The sequence below is a fragment of the Paenibacillus sp. NPDC057886 genome (genome assembly GCF_042796655.1).
In the GTDB taxonomy this organism is placed as follows: Bacteria; Bacillota; Bacilli; order Paenibacillales; family Paenibacillaceae; genus Paenibacillus.
The window spans coordinates 100,414-116,193 of the sequence record NZ_JBHVMZ010000009.1; the positions used below are offsets into that span (position 1 = coordinate 100,414).

15 protein-coding genes are annotated in these 15,780 nt (G+C 44.6%); 3 read left to right on the plus strand and 12 right to left on the minus strand.

Translation table 11 applies throughout. From position 1 onward, the window contains the following. Positions 1–305 precede the first annotated feature (305 nt). Positions 306–749: a GNAT family N-acetyltransferase gene (locus tag ACFVQB_RS26755; protein ID WP_379447135.1), complete on the plus strand. Its 444-nt coding sequence runs from the start codon at positions 306–308 to the stop codon at positions 747–749. Between the two features lie 6 nt (positions 750–755). On the opposite strand, the gene ACFVQB_RS26760 is transcribed toward ACFVQB_RS26755, so the two are convergent. The 9 genes from ACFVQB_RS26760 to ACFVQB_RS26800 all read right to left on the minus strand — a co-directional run bounded on the left by ACFVQB_RS26760 (position 756) and on the right by ACFVQB_RS26800 (position 9,607). Continuing rightward, entirely contained in the window at positions 756–1,145 is a 390-nt protein-coding gene (locus ACFVQB_RS26760; protein WP_379446943.1) for a hypothetical protein, read from the minus strand. A gap of 221 nt (positions 1,146–1,366) precedes the next feature. Continuing rightward, complete coding sequence (locus ACFVQB_RS26765; RefSeq protein WP_379446944.1) at positions 1,367–2,329, minus strand: ABC transporter permease; 963 nt, start codon at positions 2,327–2,329, stop codon at positions 1,367–1,369. Beyond that, positions 2,330–3,409: an ABC transporter permease gene (locus ACFVQB_RS26770; RefSeq protein WP_379446945.1), complete on the minus strand. Its 1,080-nt coding sequence runs from the start codon at positions 3,407–3,409 to the stop codon at positions 2,330–2,332. Then, positions 3,402–4,940 (minus strand): ABC transporter ATP-binding protein, encoded by a 1,539-nt coding sequence (locus ACFVQB_RS26775; RefSeq protein ID WP_379446946.1) that lies wholly within the window; start codon positions 4,938–4,940, stop codon positions 3,402–3,404. The genes ACFVQB_RS26770 and ACFVQB_RS26775 overlap by 8 nt, the downstream gene beginning before the upstream one ends. 342 nt (positions 4,941–5,282) lie before the next feature. Next, on the minus strand, positions 5,283–6,323 hold the full coding sequence (locus ACFVQB_RS26780; protein WP_379446947.1) for a BMP family lipoprotein: 1,041 nt from the start codon (positions 6,321–6,323) through the stop codon (positions 5,283–5,285). Positions 6,324–6,900: 577 nt separating this feature from the next. Then, entirely contained in the window at positions 6,901–7,260 is a 360-nt protein-coding gene (gene rplT / locus ACFVQB_RS26785) for a 50S ribosomal protein L20 (protein ID WP_017689664.1), read from the minus strand. Between the two features lie 77 nt (positions 7,261–7,337). Continuing rightward, positions 7,338–7,538 (minus strand): 50S ribosomal protein L35, encoded by a 201-nt coding sequence (rpmI, locus tag ACFVQB_RS26790; protein ID WP_062320217.1) that lies wholly within the window; start codon positions 7,536–7,538, stop codon positions 7,338–7,340. 24 nt (positions 7,539–7,562) lie between these two features. Then, on the minus strand, positions 7,563–8,057 hold the full coding sequence (gene infC / locus ACFVQB_RS26795; RefSeq protein WP_024628309.1) for a translation initiation factor IF-3: 495 nt from the start codon (positions 8,055–8,057) through the stop codon (positions 7,563–7,565). 311 nt (positions 8,058–8,368) lie between these two features. Next, a complete protein-coding gene (locus ACFVQB_RS26800; RefSeq protein WP_099854876.1) occupies positions 8,369–9,607 on the minus strand; it encodes a glycosyltransferase family 2 protein in 1,239 nt (412 codons plus the stop codon). 713 nt (positions 9,608–10,320) lie between these two features. On the opposite strand from ACFVQB_RS26800, the gene ACFVQB_RS26805 reads away from it, so the two are divergent. Continuing rightward, positions 10,321–10,848: a phosphatase PAP2 family protein gene (locus tag ACFVQB_RS26805; RefSeq protein ID WP_109999523.1), complete on the plus strand. Its 528-nt coding sequence runs from the start codon at positions 10,321–10,323 to the stop codon at positions 10,846–10,848. 50 nt (positions 10,849–10,898) lie between these two features. Next, entirely contained in the window at positions 10,899–12,047 is a 1,149-nt protein-coding gene (locus ACFVQB_RS26810) for an MGDG synthase family glycosyltransferase (RefSeq protein WP_379446948.1), read from the plus strand. Positions 12,048–12,130: 83 nt separating this feature from the next. Here the strand turns inward: ACFVQB_RS26810 and ACFVQB_RS26815 are convergent, their stop codons facing one another. From ACFVQB_RS26815 to ACFVQB_RS26825, 3 genes are all read right to left on the minus strand, one after another. After that, positions 12,131–13,684, minus strand: a complete 1,554-nt coding sequence (locus ACFVQB_RS26815) for an ABC transporter substrate-binding protein (protein WP_379446949.1) — start codon at positions 13,682–13,684, stop codon at positions 12,131–12,133. Between the two features lie 109 nt (positions 13,685–13,793). Next, entirely contained in the window at positions 13,794–14,633 is an 840-nt protein-coding gene (locus ACFVQB_RS26820) for a carbohydrate ABC transporter permease (protein ID WP_371121667.1), read from the minus strand. An 89-nt stretch (positions 14,634–14,722) separates the two neighbouring features. Next, positions 14,723–15,628 (minus strand): ABC transporter permease, encoded by a 906-nt coding sequence (locus tag ACFVQB_RS26825; protein ID WP_379446950.1) that lies wholly within the window; start codon positions 15,626–15,628, stop codon positions 14,723–14,725. Between the last annotated feature and the right edge of the window lie 152 nt (positions 15,629–15,780).

Below are 15,780 nucleotides of genomic sequence, written 5' to 3' on the forward strand. Positions count from 1 at the left end.
TCGTATATAAGGGGTAATGGTGGTGGTTTCAGCAATTCCAGCCACTCTCTGAGCAAAAGAGCCCTTAAAACTTCGTCCTCTTCATAGCCGATGAAATATTCTCGTTAAATGTTAGGAACATTATATGATTCCTCCAACCGATAAGTCAATACCCCTTTTGTATAAAAATTCAGAACGTCCCTAATCCTTCACTCTCCATCTTTAACGTTACCCCAATCCCAACGCTTCATTCAGTCACCTTTCAACTTCCCTCAGGCATAGGATATACGAGCAGCACGACTGGTCCTGAAAGGAGGCTTCCGATGGTGATTCGGCAACGCAAATCCAAGCTGGATGATGCCGCCATAATGAGGCTGATTGACTCTCAACTTGTTCCTCTATCTCATATGAGTGAAAGTGAAATCAATAAAATACGCAAAGAAATACCCCTGCGAATGAACAGGGGCATGACCTTTGTTGTCTCACAAAATCCTGACAACGAAGCTGTCGCATTCATCCACTTTCTCATGCACGGTGAACTGCTGTATGTGGATATGATGGCTGTTGCCACAAAAGAACAGCGAAAGAAATATGGTCAGACCTTGCTGCTCAAAGCAGAGAACTTTGCAGCATCTCGTGGTTGCAAAAGATCCAAAGTGATGGTTGACGAAGGCAATACAAAAGGTATCAGATTTTACCATAAAAATGGATATAGTACAATTCGATACATTATGTTAAGCCGCTGTTATGAGTTGGAAAAAACGCTATAAATCGGTCTAGAAAAAACCTGGTGGTCTTGGTCCCGGACCATAAGGGCCGTATCCTGGGCCAGGACCAAATCCACCGCCAGGACCTCCAGGGCCAAATCCCGGGCCATAGCCTGGACCAAAGCCAGGGCCAGGTTTCGGTCCAGGGCCATATCCGGGGCCAAAGCCAGGGCCAGGGCCATAAGCATAGGGCAGCGTTGCGATAGCGAGTAAATCAAATAATACCAATGGTAAAATGGCTTTGGTGTGTACTTTTTTGCCAACTGCACGTTTCAGCACCAATTTATTGCCCGATACTTTCAAAAGTCTTCCGGTCACCCGAGTACCGTCTTTTTTGATCGCGACAATATTTTTGCCTATTAATTTCATCGCTTCATCACGCGTAACTTGTTGTTTCATACTATCCCCTCCTCCTCGGATCGTTCAAAACAGTGTATTCGTCCAGAGCCGGATTCGCCTGTTTCTTTGTCCCTAAATGAAAATATGGGTGCCTCTTTCTCTATAAGAGTTAAGAAAGCTGGTAATCTGATATTTTTGTTGTCTTTGAGAAACAAAAAAAGGTTCGCACGAGGCGAACCTTTTTAAGTCAAACAATATTTGGGAGAACATCATTTCTGTCGTTACCTTTTCCCCGGATCATACGGTTCCCCGAGTGCGGACGGAGCAGAAGAGCGTCCAACAGCCGCAACGAGTACGATGATGGTGAGCAGGTAAGGCAGCATATAAATAATTTCCTGGGGAATACTTTGAGACCATTCGAACAGCTGTACATAGTTCCGGATCGCTTGCGAGAAACCAAAGAACACAGCCGCCCCAAAGGCACCAATCGGATTCCACTTACCAAAGATCATCGCTGCAATCGCAATGTAACCCTGACCGGAAACTGTATTATGAGAGAATGTGCCTGTCGTAGTCAGCGTGATTGCAGCTCCACCAATAGCAGCCAGCGCACCGCTGATCATTACCGCAACATAACGATAACGACGCACCTTAACACCCACGGTATCCGCAGCACTTGGATGTTCACCAACCGAGCGAAGACGAAGACCGAATGGGGTTTTGTACATGATGTAATAAGTCAGGAAGACAAACAGAACAGCCAGATATGTTGTCGGGTACACACTCTTGAAGAAAGCTTCACCAAGCAACGGAATATCTTTTAACAGCGGTACATCAAACTTGCTAAATCCTTGTACCAAAGGCGAATCTCCTGATCCTTCAAACAGCAGTTTTACCAAATAAAGTGTACTTCCTGCTGCCAGGAAGTTAATGACGATACCACTTATAATTTGGTCAGCCTTAAACGTAATTGAGGCAACCGCATGGATCAGGGAAACCACTACTCCCAACACGACTGCGAACAAAACCCCCATCCAGGCAGATGTCGTTCCACCCATGCCAGCTTCTTGTGCATAATGCGCAGCAATCCCTGCAGCAAAGGCACCAAATACCATGAAACCTTCAAGTCCAAGGTTGGTAACACCTGATTTCTCCGAAAAAATTCCGCCCAAGGATGCAAAAATCAATGCCGTGGCAAAGACAAGCGTCGTATTGATAATTTGCCCAATTGTCAACAAGTCCATCTACAACACCTTCTCTTTCTTGCGCTTGGAATAGAACGGTTTAAGTACCCAGCGCACGATGCCTTGTGCCGCAATGAAGAAGATAATCGAACCGATCACAATCCGAATAATCTCGGGCGGTACATCCGCAGCAAAGCTCATTCCCGCAGATCCATAAGTGAGCGTACCGAACAACACCGCGCCCAGCAGCACACCAAACGGATGATTCAAACCAATCAGTGCAACCGCGATGCCGTCAAAACCTGTTCCCGGTGAACCTGACATAACGGTCTGATATTGGAACACCCCGAGCACCTGGAATGCACCACCAAGACCAGCAAGCATACCACTGATAAACATGGCTTTAACGATATTGCGATTGACATGCATACCCGCATACTCTGCCGCATTTGGGTTAAGACCTACAGCACGAATTTCATAACCTTGCTTTGTTTTCCACATGTAAATATAAAAGAGCACAGCCATGACAAGCGCAATTAATGTTCCCATATGAACACGAGAGTTGCCCATCAGCTCGGAAAGCCATGTCAGACTAATCGATGCGGTATCACTGATGTCCACCGAACGGTTTTCGCCTTTTAACAGCAGAAATTGACGTACAACCAGGTTGGCTAAATATAGACCAATCCAGTTCAGCATGATACTACTGATAACTTCGTTAACCCCACGTGCTGCTTTCAGGTAACCAGCAATAGCTGCCCACAGACCACCAAATACTGCACCAGCAATCAAAGCCAGTGGAGCATGAATGTAGATTGGCAGACCTGCAAACTTCACGCCTACAAAAGTCGCTGCAGTCATGCCGACGAGAAATTGTCCTTCTCCCCCGATATTAAACAGTCCTGCACGTGCCGCAAATGCAAATGCAAGTCCTGTCATAATCAGCGGTGTCATTTCCCGCACGGCTTCACCAAAGTTATACATGTCTCCGAAAACCTTCGTAAACAATGCACTGTACGCTTCAATCGGATTGTATCCGCCGATCAACATGACAATACCGCCCAGGATCAGCCCCATAATGATGGCTACAACAGGTAAAATAAATGAATCACGGGTAAACCATTTCAATACGTTACTCATGCACAGTACCTCTCTTTTGGGTGCTGCCCGCCATCATCAAGCCGAGCTCCCTGTCATTGGTTTCTTCCGGCAGCACCTCGCCCACGATCTGTCCTTCATAAATGACCGCAATTCGGTCGGATACGTTGATAATTTCATCCAGCTCAAAAGAGATCAGCAAAACCGCTTTCCCCTGATCACGTTGTGCAATCAACTGTTTCTGGACAAACTCAATAGCCCCTACATCCAGGCCACGAGTCGGCTGGGCAGCAATAAGCAGTTCAGGATTTTTATCAACCTCACGTGCGATAATGGCCTTCTGCTGGTTCCCCCCCGACAAAGAACGGGCTTTTGTCTCGATGCTTGGTGTACGCACATCAAATGTCTCGACAAGCCGCTTCGCCTGCTTTTTGATGGCATCGAAGTTAAGGAATCCTTTACGGGTATAAGGCGCTTTATAATATGATTCTAGAACGATATTTTCGCTCACTGAAAAATCTAGAACAAGTCCGTGTTTGTGTCGGTCTTCTGGAATATGGGCTACCCCTGATTCCGAAATATGACGTGGAGAATGGTTGGACAGCTCCTTACCTTCAAGAAGGATCGAACCGCTATCCACTTTACGAAGTCCGGTAAGAGCTTCAATGAGTTCACTTTGCCCATTGCCATCGACACCAGCGATACCGACAATCTCTCCTGCTCGTACATTCAGGTTAAGTCCGTTAAGTACCGAAATGCCCTCTTTATTTTTTGCGGTCAATTTACTAACCTCAAGCACGTTTACTCCAGGTGTTGCCGGCTTTTTGTCCACTTTAAATGTGACATTGCGGCCAACCATTTTTTCGGCGAGTTCGTTCGGATTCGTCTCGGACGTTGTAACCGAATCAATCACTTTACCACGGCGAATAATCGTTACCGTATCGGAAATCTCCATGATTTCTTTCAGTTTGTGTGTGATCAAAATAATCGATTTGCCTTCGGCCACCAACTTTTTCATAATGACCATCAACTCTTTGATCTCCTGAGGAGTTAATACCGCTGTAGGCTCGTCAAAAATGAGTATGTCTGCACCACGATACAACGTCTTCACAATTTCCACACGTTGCTGCATACCGACGGAAATATCATGAATTTTGGCATGCGGGTTTACCTTGAGTCCATACTGTTCAGACAGACGCTGTACTTCAGCAGCAGCCTTTTTATAATTAATGTTGAGACCTTTCCTTGGTTCAGATCCCAAAATAATGTTCTCTGTTACCGTGAACGGCTGTACAAGCTTAAAGTGCTGATGCACCATGCCGATGCCAAGATCGATGGCTTTGTTAGGGCTGTCGATGATGACAGGCTTGCCATTCACTTCAATGGAACCTTCATCCGGCTGATAGAGACCAAAGACAATATTCATCAACGTTGATTTACCAGCGCCGTTTTCGCCCAGTAGAGCATGGATCTCGCCTTTACGAAGCTGAAGGCTGATGGCGTCGTTGGCAACAATGCCTGGGAAACGCTTCGTGATTTGTTTTAACTCAACGACGGGGGTTGCTGCACCCATGTAATCACCCTTATACCTGATATAGTTTGGTTCTGCAAACGTAAGAAAAACGTCTATCGACGTTTATTTAAGGAAGATGACCGCAATTTAGCGGTACTTTTTCTTGAGATGATCGAATCCTTCAGTTTCACCGGAAACTTCTGCATTCCATAATCTTAAGAAAAGCTCCTACCGGAGCGTTGATACGAAGTCTTCTTTCTTTTGCCATGGGTTATCCCCTAGCACGCACTGCATATCTTGTACAATTGTTATGATGACTTGAGCAAATTTTCCTGTCCTGACAATCATAAGGCCGGTCAAGACCGGCCTCGATGATTATTCATTTATGCAGGGTGAATCAGATTATTTTGTAGGAATTTTGATTTCGCCGTTGATGATTTTTTCTTTGTACTCGTCCACTTTGGCAAGTACATCAGCAGAAACATTTTTCGTAGAAGTATCAGCGATACCTACACCGTTTTCTTTCAAAGTCAGGTTCTCAGCTCCGCCTTTGAATGTTCCATCGATGACTTCAGCGTTTACGCGCTTAACAGCCTCGTCAACTTTTTTGATCATGGAAGTCAGTGTTACATCATCACCAAACTCCAGGGATTGGTCTTTGTCAACACCGATAACCCAAACGTCTTGACCTTGTTCCTTACGAGCGATTGCTTCTTTGAACACACCATTACCCGTAGCACCGGAAGCGTGGAAAATGATATCTACACCTTTGTTATAGAGTGTAGCTGCTGCTGCTTTACCCAGGTCAGGCTTATCAAATGCACCTGTGTAGTTGGGAATGAACTCGGCGTCAGGATTAACCGCCTTAACCCCTTCTCTGAAACCTACTTCAAACTTTTTGATCAGTGGGCTTTCCATACCGCCAACAAAACCAATTTTGTTCGATTTCGTTGTCAGACCAGCTACAACACCTACCAGGAAAGAGCCTTCATCTTCAGCAAATGTTACCGATTTAACGTTAGGAGCATCAACAACACTGTCGATGATCGCGAGTTTGGAATCAGGATTTTGTTCAGCTACAGTCTTGATTGCATCAGCCAATTGGAAACCGATACCCCAAGTCAGATCATATCCATTTTTAACGAACTCGTTCAGGTTTGGAATGTACTCTTCATCGGATTTACTTTGCAGGTATTTAACAGCTACACCTGTTTCAGTTTCAGTGGCTTGCAGAGCTTCCCAAGCGGATTGGTTAAACGATTTATCGTTAACGCCACCTACGTCAGTAACCATACCGATTTTCAAATCGGATTTGGCTTCAGTGTTTTCGCCACCTGTATTTCCTCCGGCATTTGTTTCCTCTTTCGGTTTGCTACCGCAACCTGCGAGCATAACCGATACTGCCAGCAACATGACCAAAGACAAGCTGAGCATCTTTTTCATTTCTCTGTTCCCCCTTAATGATATATACCTAATTCCTGTTCAGGCCAAAACGGAACGGATCAACAGATCGATAATATGGCTTTTATGCAGAATGTATGGTTTCTTCGACATTAAAAGCGCATTCTTATCCCTAAACAATCGGATCACCTGTCGAAAAACCGAACATTATGACATGAAGAGAAAAGTTTAGGACTAGCCTACTAGAGGTGATTATACATTCAACCCGTGGTAAAATCCAGATGTTTCATCACCAATTATCACTTATTTTTGTTCTTTTTTTGTTGAAAGCGCTTAATATTTTAATGGTTTAACACACTAACGTTACAACGATGTGATGTTACATTACAAATCCTTATCATACTTCATAGCAGAAAGTGAAATACCACTGTTTTTGTTTGCATTATTTTACCGTTCGTATTTTATGTATTATCACAGCCTGTTATTCACCCGTTATATGCTTCATTGTGTCCTTACAAGCTGCAGCATATTCGTTTCGCACAACTCGACTCTTTTGAGTAGATCAATCTTTAAGCCGTAAAAAAAGCCGCCTTAGGTACGGCGGCTTGCATAAACAATTTTAAGCGTTGATTTTGCCTTTAGCTACAGTAGCCAAAGAGTTGAACGCATTGATGTCATTAACGGCCAGATCAGCCAACATTTTGCGGTTCATGTCTACACCAGCAAGTTTCAATCCATGAATCAGTTTGTTGTAAGACAAACCATTCATACGTGCTGCAGCATTGATACGAACGATCCACAGTCTGCGGAAGTTACGTTTTGTGTTGCGACGGTCACGGTATGCGTATACCAGGGATTTCATTACTTGCTCGTTAGCTGTTTTAAAAATACGGTGTTTGGAACCGAAATAACCTCTTGCCAGTTTCAAAACCTTTTTATGACGACGACGTACTACAAAACCGCCTTTTACTCTTGCCATATTAAAGAACCTCCCAATAAATATTAAATGTATCCGTGGTATGTGTACGGCCTAGGCCGATCCCCCATACGGATTTACTATTTCAAGTTAGCCAGACCTTGTTTCAAACGTCTTACGTCCCCGGCAGCCATAACTGGGTTACCGTTCAGAACGCGCTTAGCACGTTTTGATTTGTGGGAAAGCAAGTGGTTTTTGTGAGCTTTGTAACGCAGGACTTTACCGGAACCGGTAATTTTGAAGCGTCCTTTCAAACTGCTGTGTGTTTTCATTTTAGGCATTTTGTGTTTCCTCCTTCAATGTTATCAGGCTTTAGGAGCCAGAATCATGATCATACTGCGGCCTTCCAATTTTGGCTGACGTTCGATGGTGCAGAGTTCTGCAACCTCCACCTTAACGCGCTCCAAAATCCGTTGACCAATGGCGGCATGCGCAATTTCACGTCCGCGGTAACGAACGGAACATTTTACCTTGTCGCCTTCTTTCAAGAACTTAACTACATTACGAAGCTTCGTTTGATAATCATGCTCCTCAATATTGGAACGGAACCATACTTCTTTAATATCAACAATTTTCTGGTTCTTACGGGCTTCTTTGTCTTTCTTTTGTTGCTCATAGCGGAATTTGCCATAGTCCATGATGCGGCATACCGGCGGTTTAGCCTGTGGTGCCACATTGACCAGGTCCAAGTTCAGGTCAATCGCCATTTGCAGTGCTTCCCGAATCGGCGTGATCCCAATTTGTTCTCCTTCAGCTCCGACAAGGCGTACTTCCTTCGCCCGAATCTCATCATTAATCATGTGATCTTTACTAATAACCGTCCACCTCCAGGTCATTTTGAATATCCTGTTACACAAAAATAAAAGGGATGCCGGTTAAGCTACCGACATCCCTGTAATCAACACAATTCTTCATGAGTATACACTTCATAAATTATTGGGATCGTTGACCAGTCAACATGTTTGTTGATCAGGTGAGAAGTCGGACTTCTACTTGTGATTCCATAGCTATTCATTTAACGCACTTGAATACTATAACATCCTGCAAAACCATTGTCAACGTCTCTACAATATTTTTTTACAGACATGCTTTCATCCAAGTCGATCATTCATTATCCCTGCTTGCTCTGCACCTCATCCAAACGTACAACACGTGTATGTTGGGTATGGCTCCATTGTTTGTTGTTCTGCGTGAAGAACGCGTAGAACGTAATTGGATACCATGAAAGAAGGTAAATCGGGAACAGGATCAGGTACAGATACACTTTGGCAAAAGTAACCTTTTCCAGCGCCATGGACAACAAGAATGTCAGGACATTCAGACCAATCGCTACGAATCCTACCCAAAGCGGGAAATACCCGTATATGTTTGCGATATGTGGACCACTGAATATCGCCGTATCCACCCACAGGACAGCTGTCATCAGGAACGTAAGCAAAACAACGTATACGTTTGCGCCATACACAGCAAGGTCAAATTTCACCAAGCTTCTTTCCTTGATACTCTGCCACAGCAGCGGGAAGAAATATCTGCGCGCAACCGTAAAGTGACCTTGCATCCAGCGAAGACGTTGTCGTGCTGAAGCTTTAAAGGTTAACGGCTTCTCATCAAATACTTTGGCATCATAGTTAAAAACAGGATATACATTACGCTGAACACTCCGCATCGTAAACTCCAAATCCTCAACCAGACTTGTAGCGCCCCAGCCAATTTCCTTGAGCAGGTTGGTCTCGAAGCACATTCCAGTACCTCCGAGAAAATTCGCCATATTCAAATTATGACGGGACAACTGCCACAGACGGTTGATGTACCAGTAAGATACGCCATATGCTGCAGTGATCCAGGAATCTTCCGGATTTTTCGTATCAATGTATCCTTGAATAACACGCGAACCATTGCACAAGTCGTCATTCATCTCGAGCAAGAAGTTACGGTCAACCAGGTTATCCGCGTCAAACATGACAACTGCGTCATACTGACGTGGCAATTTCCACAGGTATTTAAGCATCCATTCGATGGCATACCCTTTACCTCTAAGATCAGCATTGGTACGTACACAAGCATTCAGTCCATGCTGTCTTACAATTTGAGCCGTTCCATCCGTACAGTTGTCACAAATGACAAACACATCGTACAGATCTTCCGGGTAATCCAGTTGTTTCAAGTTCTCCATCAAAGCACCAATAACTTGTTCCTCATTGTGTGCTGCGACGAGTACAGCGAATGATTTTGTCGCCGGATAATGTTTCTTTTTCTTTTTCTTAATCAGACCGAACAGCGAAAACGTGAATTGGTACACGGCTAGCAGTGCCAGAATGACCTGCATCGTGACGAATATAGCGTCCAACATCGTTCTCTGTTACCCCCTTTTTTTCAAAACCAGTTTACTTTAAAACGTTTCTCTTCCTGGATTCTGCACTTTTATTTTTTTTGTGATGCGCAGAATATGACCCTGTTCTTTTGTTTACTACGCAAATATTTCAGACAATGTTTCAAGCATGGTTGATGCCAGTTGGCTGCTTTATCGATTTTGTATTCTTTTCAGCCATTTGTCAAAACCGCAATTCCACTTCCTGAAGCAGAAATGTGAACTTTAAACGCTGAATAGGCACCTCGTGATACTCCAACCTCGCATTCATGCCTGTTATATCTTATTTTCAGCCGTTTACTTGATTTTTATTTCTAAAGTCCCTGCTTTTTTCATTAGGCTGATACATATCGACAGAGACTCTATATCAAATAACGTAAACAGACCTCAAAAAGTTCAGTCTTAAACTCACAATTTTTTAACCTCATTTCAGCCATGTTGAATCATTGTATCTTTTTTAGATCGTCCGAGTCAAAAAGTTAAGTTGGGTGTATATCCACTCTTTAACATGAATTTTACCTTCTTCACATGTGTTCTTCTTGAAAAGGACAACATTTAAAAATATGATAAACATATACCTGAAATAACCTCAAGTTCACGAAAAAACGGTTATATACTAATCAGGACGAAACCGGACACAGCAATTTACCGGAAATACTGCCGCCAACATGGGGCCTGACTGGCAGGAGGCCAATATGAGCCGTTTATTCGTAAAGTTTCAAGAGTATGATCGAAATGTATTTATGTGGATTAATGGTCGACTTCATAATCGATTTATGAACTTTTGGCTGTATTATTTCACCCACCTGGGCGGAGCAACTTCTTCTATTGCAGTATCCTTACTAATCTGGCTGCTGGCTCCGGCTCCTTGGAGTACAACAGGACTTCAGGCATGCATCGCTCTGGCGGTTAGCCACATTCCCGTAGCAATCGCCAAAAAACTGTATCCGCGCATTCGGCCTTACCTGGCCCTGCCGGATACGATTACGTTCCGCAATCCCCTGACGGACCATTCGTTCCCTTCAGGGCATACTACTGCCGTATTCTCGGTTACGGTTCCTTTTATGGCAATGGAGCCGTTCCTGTTGCTGTTGTTACTCCCTGTTGCATTAATTGTCGGATTTTCACGAATTTACCTGGGATTACACTATCCCTCAGATGTGCTCGCAGGTGCTACGATCGGTACTTTAGTCGCACTTGCAACAGTTGCTTTATGGACATAATGTGAATATGTTAGACTAAGGAAAACCTAGCAGGAACAGGTGAAGCAAGCGTGGAGAAAAAAAGAGTATTACTATTATCTGAAGGCTTTGGCGCTGGTCATACTCAAGCCGCTTATGCGCTGTCCAGCAGTTTGCGGAAACTTTCGCCGAATGTGCAAACCAAAGTACTTGAGTTGGGAAGTTTTCTGAACCCCAGAGTTGCGCCACTCATCATTACAGCGTACAAAAAAACGGTCATTAACCAGCCCAAGCTCATCGGGTATGTATACAGGCACCAATATAAAAAATCCCTGAACCGGCTGACTACACTCGCGTTGCATAAACTGTTTTATACCCATACACGCAGTATTGTGCGTCAGCTTCGTCCGAATGTTATTGTATGCACCCACCCTATTCCCAGTGCCGTCATATCCAGACTGAAACGTCTGGGTGTACAGGTTCCACTTTGTACAGTCATCACCGATTATGACGCGCACGGGACATGGATTAGCCCAGAAGTGGACCTGTATCTTGTTTCTACAGATGAGGTAAAGTCCAAATTAATGCTGCGGGGTGTATCTTTAGACAAAATTCGGGTTACCGGCATTCCGATCCACCCCAACTTCTGGGAACACCCCGGGCGGGACGAGATCCGAGGCAAATTCAATTTGAAGAACATGCCTACTGTGCTTGTGATGGGCGGTGGTTGGGGAATGCTTAGTGATGAAGTGGTTAACCAATTATTGACACGCTGGCATGAGGATGTTCAGATTATTTTCTGCCTTGGCCGCAATGACAAAAGCCGAATCAGCATGGAACAAAATCCGTTGTATCAAAAAGAGAATATCCATATCATCGGGTACACCAATGAAGTGGACAAATTAATGGAAGTATCTGATCTCCTGATCACCAAACCGGGCGGAATGACATGCAGTGAAGGTTTGGCAAAGGGAATCCCCATGTTGTTTCATAATCCCATACCGGGCCAGGAAGAAGAGAATGTTCAGTATTTCACCGCACGAGGTTTGGGGGAACCCATTACTTCCCTTGACGTTGTTGTAAAATGGATGAATAAACTGCTTCATAACTACCCTGACATTGTTCGCAAACGCAAACGCCACATGGCGCAGATTGCCAAGTATCACCCGATGCAGAGCGCACAGAGTATTATCGACCTTCTGGACCTGCGTCCTTACTCGGCAGACCAAGCCAGACTCTAACGGCTTCAAACAAGCCCGCATGTACACAGTAAAGGTGCCTTCGAATCGAAGGCACCTTTTTTTAATATGAAGAAAAGTACAAACTATTGAATACCCGCAGACTTCAAGTAATCCTGCCACTGTTTGGTATACTCACTCTGAATCTTCTCAAGTCCTGCCTGTTTGGCTTTTTCCATGAATGTATTCAGCCCCGCTTCCACATCCTCCACCAATCCCACATTTAATGGATAGAGATACTGCTTCTCTACCTGCTCCAAAGCGGCTTTCTCAGCTTGGTATGGTGTCCAATCCTCAGCAAATCCGGTGTAGATATCCGGCTTTTTCATTTTGTCCAGCTCTTTGAAAATAGCAAGCACATCATCAAAGCTCTTATCATAGAGCATGAATTCCGGATTACGCCAAGCCCAACCATTCATGCCTTCGCGCGGGAATCCATTGGTCTGGGCATCGCCCACCATTTTATAATAACCGTCTTGCACTTCAAAGTTTTTGCCTTCCACACCATATTCGGTAAGCCAGTTGTAACGTTTGTCGGTAACCAGTTTCTCATAGAATGCGAGTGCTTTCTCCGGGTTTTTGCTGCTGCGCGGAATTGCAAAACCATTATGGATTGGGTGAACTGGTTGCGCAAACCCTTTTGCATTCGGGTAAGGGAAATAACCAAGCTTCCAATCCGGGTGAGTGGACTGAACTTTAATCACATCCGCATTAAATTTGTTCGGGTTTTCACCCGACAGTACAACAGCCGATTTGCCATTTTGCAGCAATGAGTTGGACGTATCCTTAACATTCAGCACGTTTTTCGGGAAAAAGCCTTTGTCCATCCAGCGTTTGTACGTTTTCAGGTCTTCCAGATGCTGTGCAGATCCCCAATAGGAAGTGATATTGGATGGTGTATCATACATGATATCCAGTCCATAAGGAAGCTGACCTGCTGTATTCACCAGCTTGGATGTCAATTGTCGAATACCATGGGTATGGTTTGCATTGCTATCCGCGATTGGAATCATATTCGGTTCATTGGCTTTGATTCCCTCCAGATAGGCTTCGAGTGTCTCCAGAGAATCCGGTTTGGGCAGATTGTACTTCTCACGCAAATCCTCACGGTACGCAATACCCTCAGTAACATATTCGGTCCATGTCGATGGTACAGTGTAGATCTTGTCGTTGACTTTTACCGCGTTCCACATGTCATCAGGTACATAAGCTTTGAGCGTTGGTGCTGCCTTAGGCAATAGTTCATCCAGAGGCAGGAATGCTCCTTTTTTCGCATAGGACTGATAGAACGTCCAATCCGCGGTAAAGATCAGATCAATCGGTTGACCGGAGGACAGCAGTAGTTTGTATTTTTGATCCCAGTCTGTCCAGGAGGTATAGTTGAATTTTACATTGACGTTCAGATCTGCCTCAGCCAGCTTGTTGATTTCCGATTCAATTACAGGCAGGTCCTTGGGTGCATCTCCAAGCATGTAGAATTGCAGTGTTACCTTCTCCCCTTTGTTTTCAGTAGAACCTGACTGCTCACTTCCTTGCGCAGATCCCCCCGAACCATTATTACATGCGGCAAGCACCCCGGCGAACAGCATCAGGGCAAGTACCATAGACAGGTGCCGAATTGTTTTGTTACGCATACGCATCCTCCCTTTTTTTGTGATCAACCTTATATGTTAGCGCAGACTCGCCATGGTTCAGACGCAGACGGACATACAGCTATCCCGCAATCTGCCCCCACAGCGCGTGCACGTTCTAACCTTTCACCGCACCAATGGTAAGCCCTTTAACAAAATAACGCTGCACAAATGGGTACAGGAACAAGATGGGTCCAGTAACCACAATAGCCATCGCCATTTTGGTCGATTCGGTAGGTACATCCTGGCTAAGTGTTATGCCGGTTCCGATCGCCATTTGGTCAATGAAGGTAATCGTGTTCATGGTGTTATACAAGTAGAATTGCAGCTGGTACATATCCGGGTTGTTAATGAATAATGATGATGTGAACCAGTCATTCCAGTATCCCAGTGCCAGAAATAACCCCACAGTGGCAATGCCGGGCATCGCCAGCTTCAGCACTACGCTAAAATAAATGCGGAAGTCATTCGCCCCATCGATTTTGGCGGACTCAATCAGCTCATCCGGAACGGCTGAACGAATGAAGTTTTTCATCAGGATAATGAGAAATGGCGTCATCAGTCCCGGAAAAATCAACACGGTATACGTATCCGTAAGATTGAAATAGTTTGCCAGCATGATGTACCAAGGAACCAGTCCCCCACCAAAGAGAGTAGTAAAGTAGATGAAAAACGAGAAGGCGTTCCGGTACTTGAAATCTTTGCGTTGCAGTACAAATCCCGCCATCGTAATGAGAAACAGTCCAAGGGCCGTACCCACAACGGTTGTAAAAACCGTTACACCATAAGCTTTGAGCACCTGGGTCGGAAATTTGAACACCATCTTATAACCTTCCAGGGAAAAATCGGTGGGAAAGAGGTGATACCCATCTCTTACAATCGATTCGTTGCTGCTGAATGAGCCGGATAAAATCAAAAGAAATGGAATGATACAGATTAAGGAAAGAATCAGGATCATGCTGTAAGCGATGATTTGAAACAACAAGGTAAATTCCGTATCTCGGGCACGAGTATGCATAGTGGGTCTCCCTTCTGCCTATAGGCGTATTAGAACAAGGCGTAGTCCTCATTTACTTTACGGATGATATAGTTCACGGTCATGATCAGGATGAAACCAAACAGCGATTGATACAGACCAGCCGCGGTAGCCATTCCAATATCAAACGTCACTTTCAGGGAACGGTACACATACGTATCGATGATATCAGTAGCGTTGTATAAGACACCGTTGTTTCCAATGAGTTGGTAAAAAAGATCAAACTGTCCCTTCATAATGCTCCCGAGCGAGAACAACAACAGGATGACAAAGGTCGGTTTTAGCATCGGTACGGTGATGTACCAAATGCGCTGAAAGATATTGGCCCCGTCAATCCGGGCCGCCTCGTAATACTCATCGCTGATACCTGTAATGGCTGCAAGGTAGATGACCATGCTGTACCCGAGATTTTTCCACAGATAAAAAATGATGATCAGGAGCACCCAAATCCAGGGTGTGTTGTAAATATCGATTGGACCTGCCTCAAAACGTTTGAGTACCGTGTTCACAAAACCGGATTCATAGTTGAACATGTTGTAAGCGATTACACTTAATAGTACAAACGAGATGAAATACGGTAAAAACATGACCGACTGCGTAATTTTCTTAAACACTTTCCCCCGAATTTCACTTAGCAAAATAGCACAGAAGATCGCTAGCCCGTTTCCCAATATAATGAAGGCCAGATTGTACCCCACGGTGTTGGTTGTCAGTTTCAACAGCATTCCGGATTGCCACAGAAACTTGAAGTTCTCCAGTCCAACAAATGGACTACCGAACAAACCACCTTCAAAATCATAACGGGTAAACGCATAATAGATGCCGACCATCGGAAAATACGAGTTAATCAGAAAAAAGATCAGTGTAGGCAGCAGCATCAGGAACATGATTTTGTTTTTGTTCAATTCTTTGAGCATGGCTCGATCCCTCCCGAATTTCTTACGGCGCGGCGCGCAGTGGAGCTCTGTTTTTATTGTAGATGCCCTAAGCGCTACCGGATACTGAATCATTCGGCTGGATCATGAACGATTCTGCGAAACAGAATATGAACAATATGAACGAACACTGA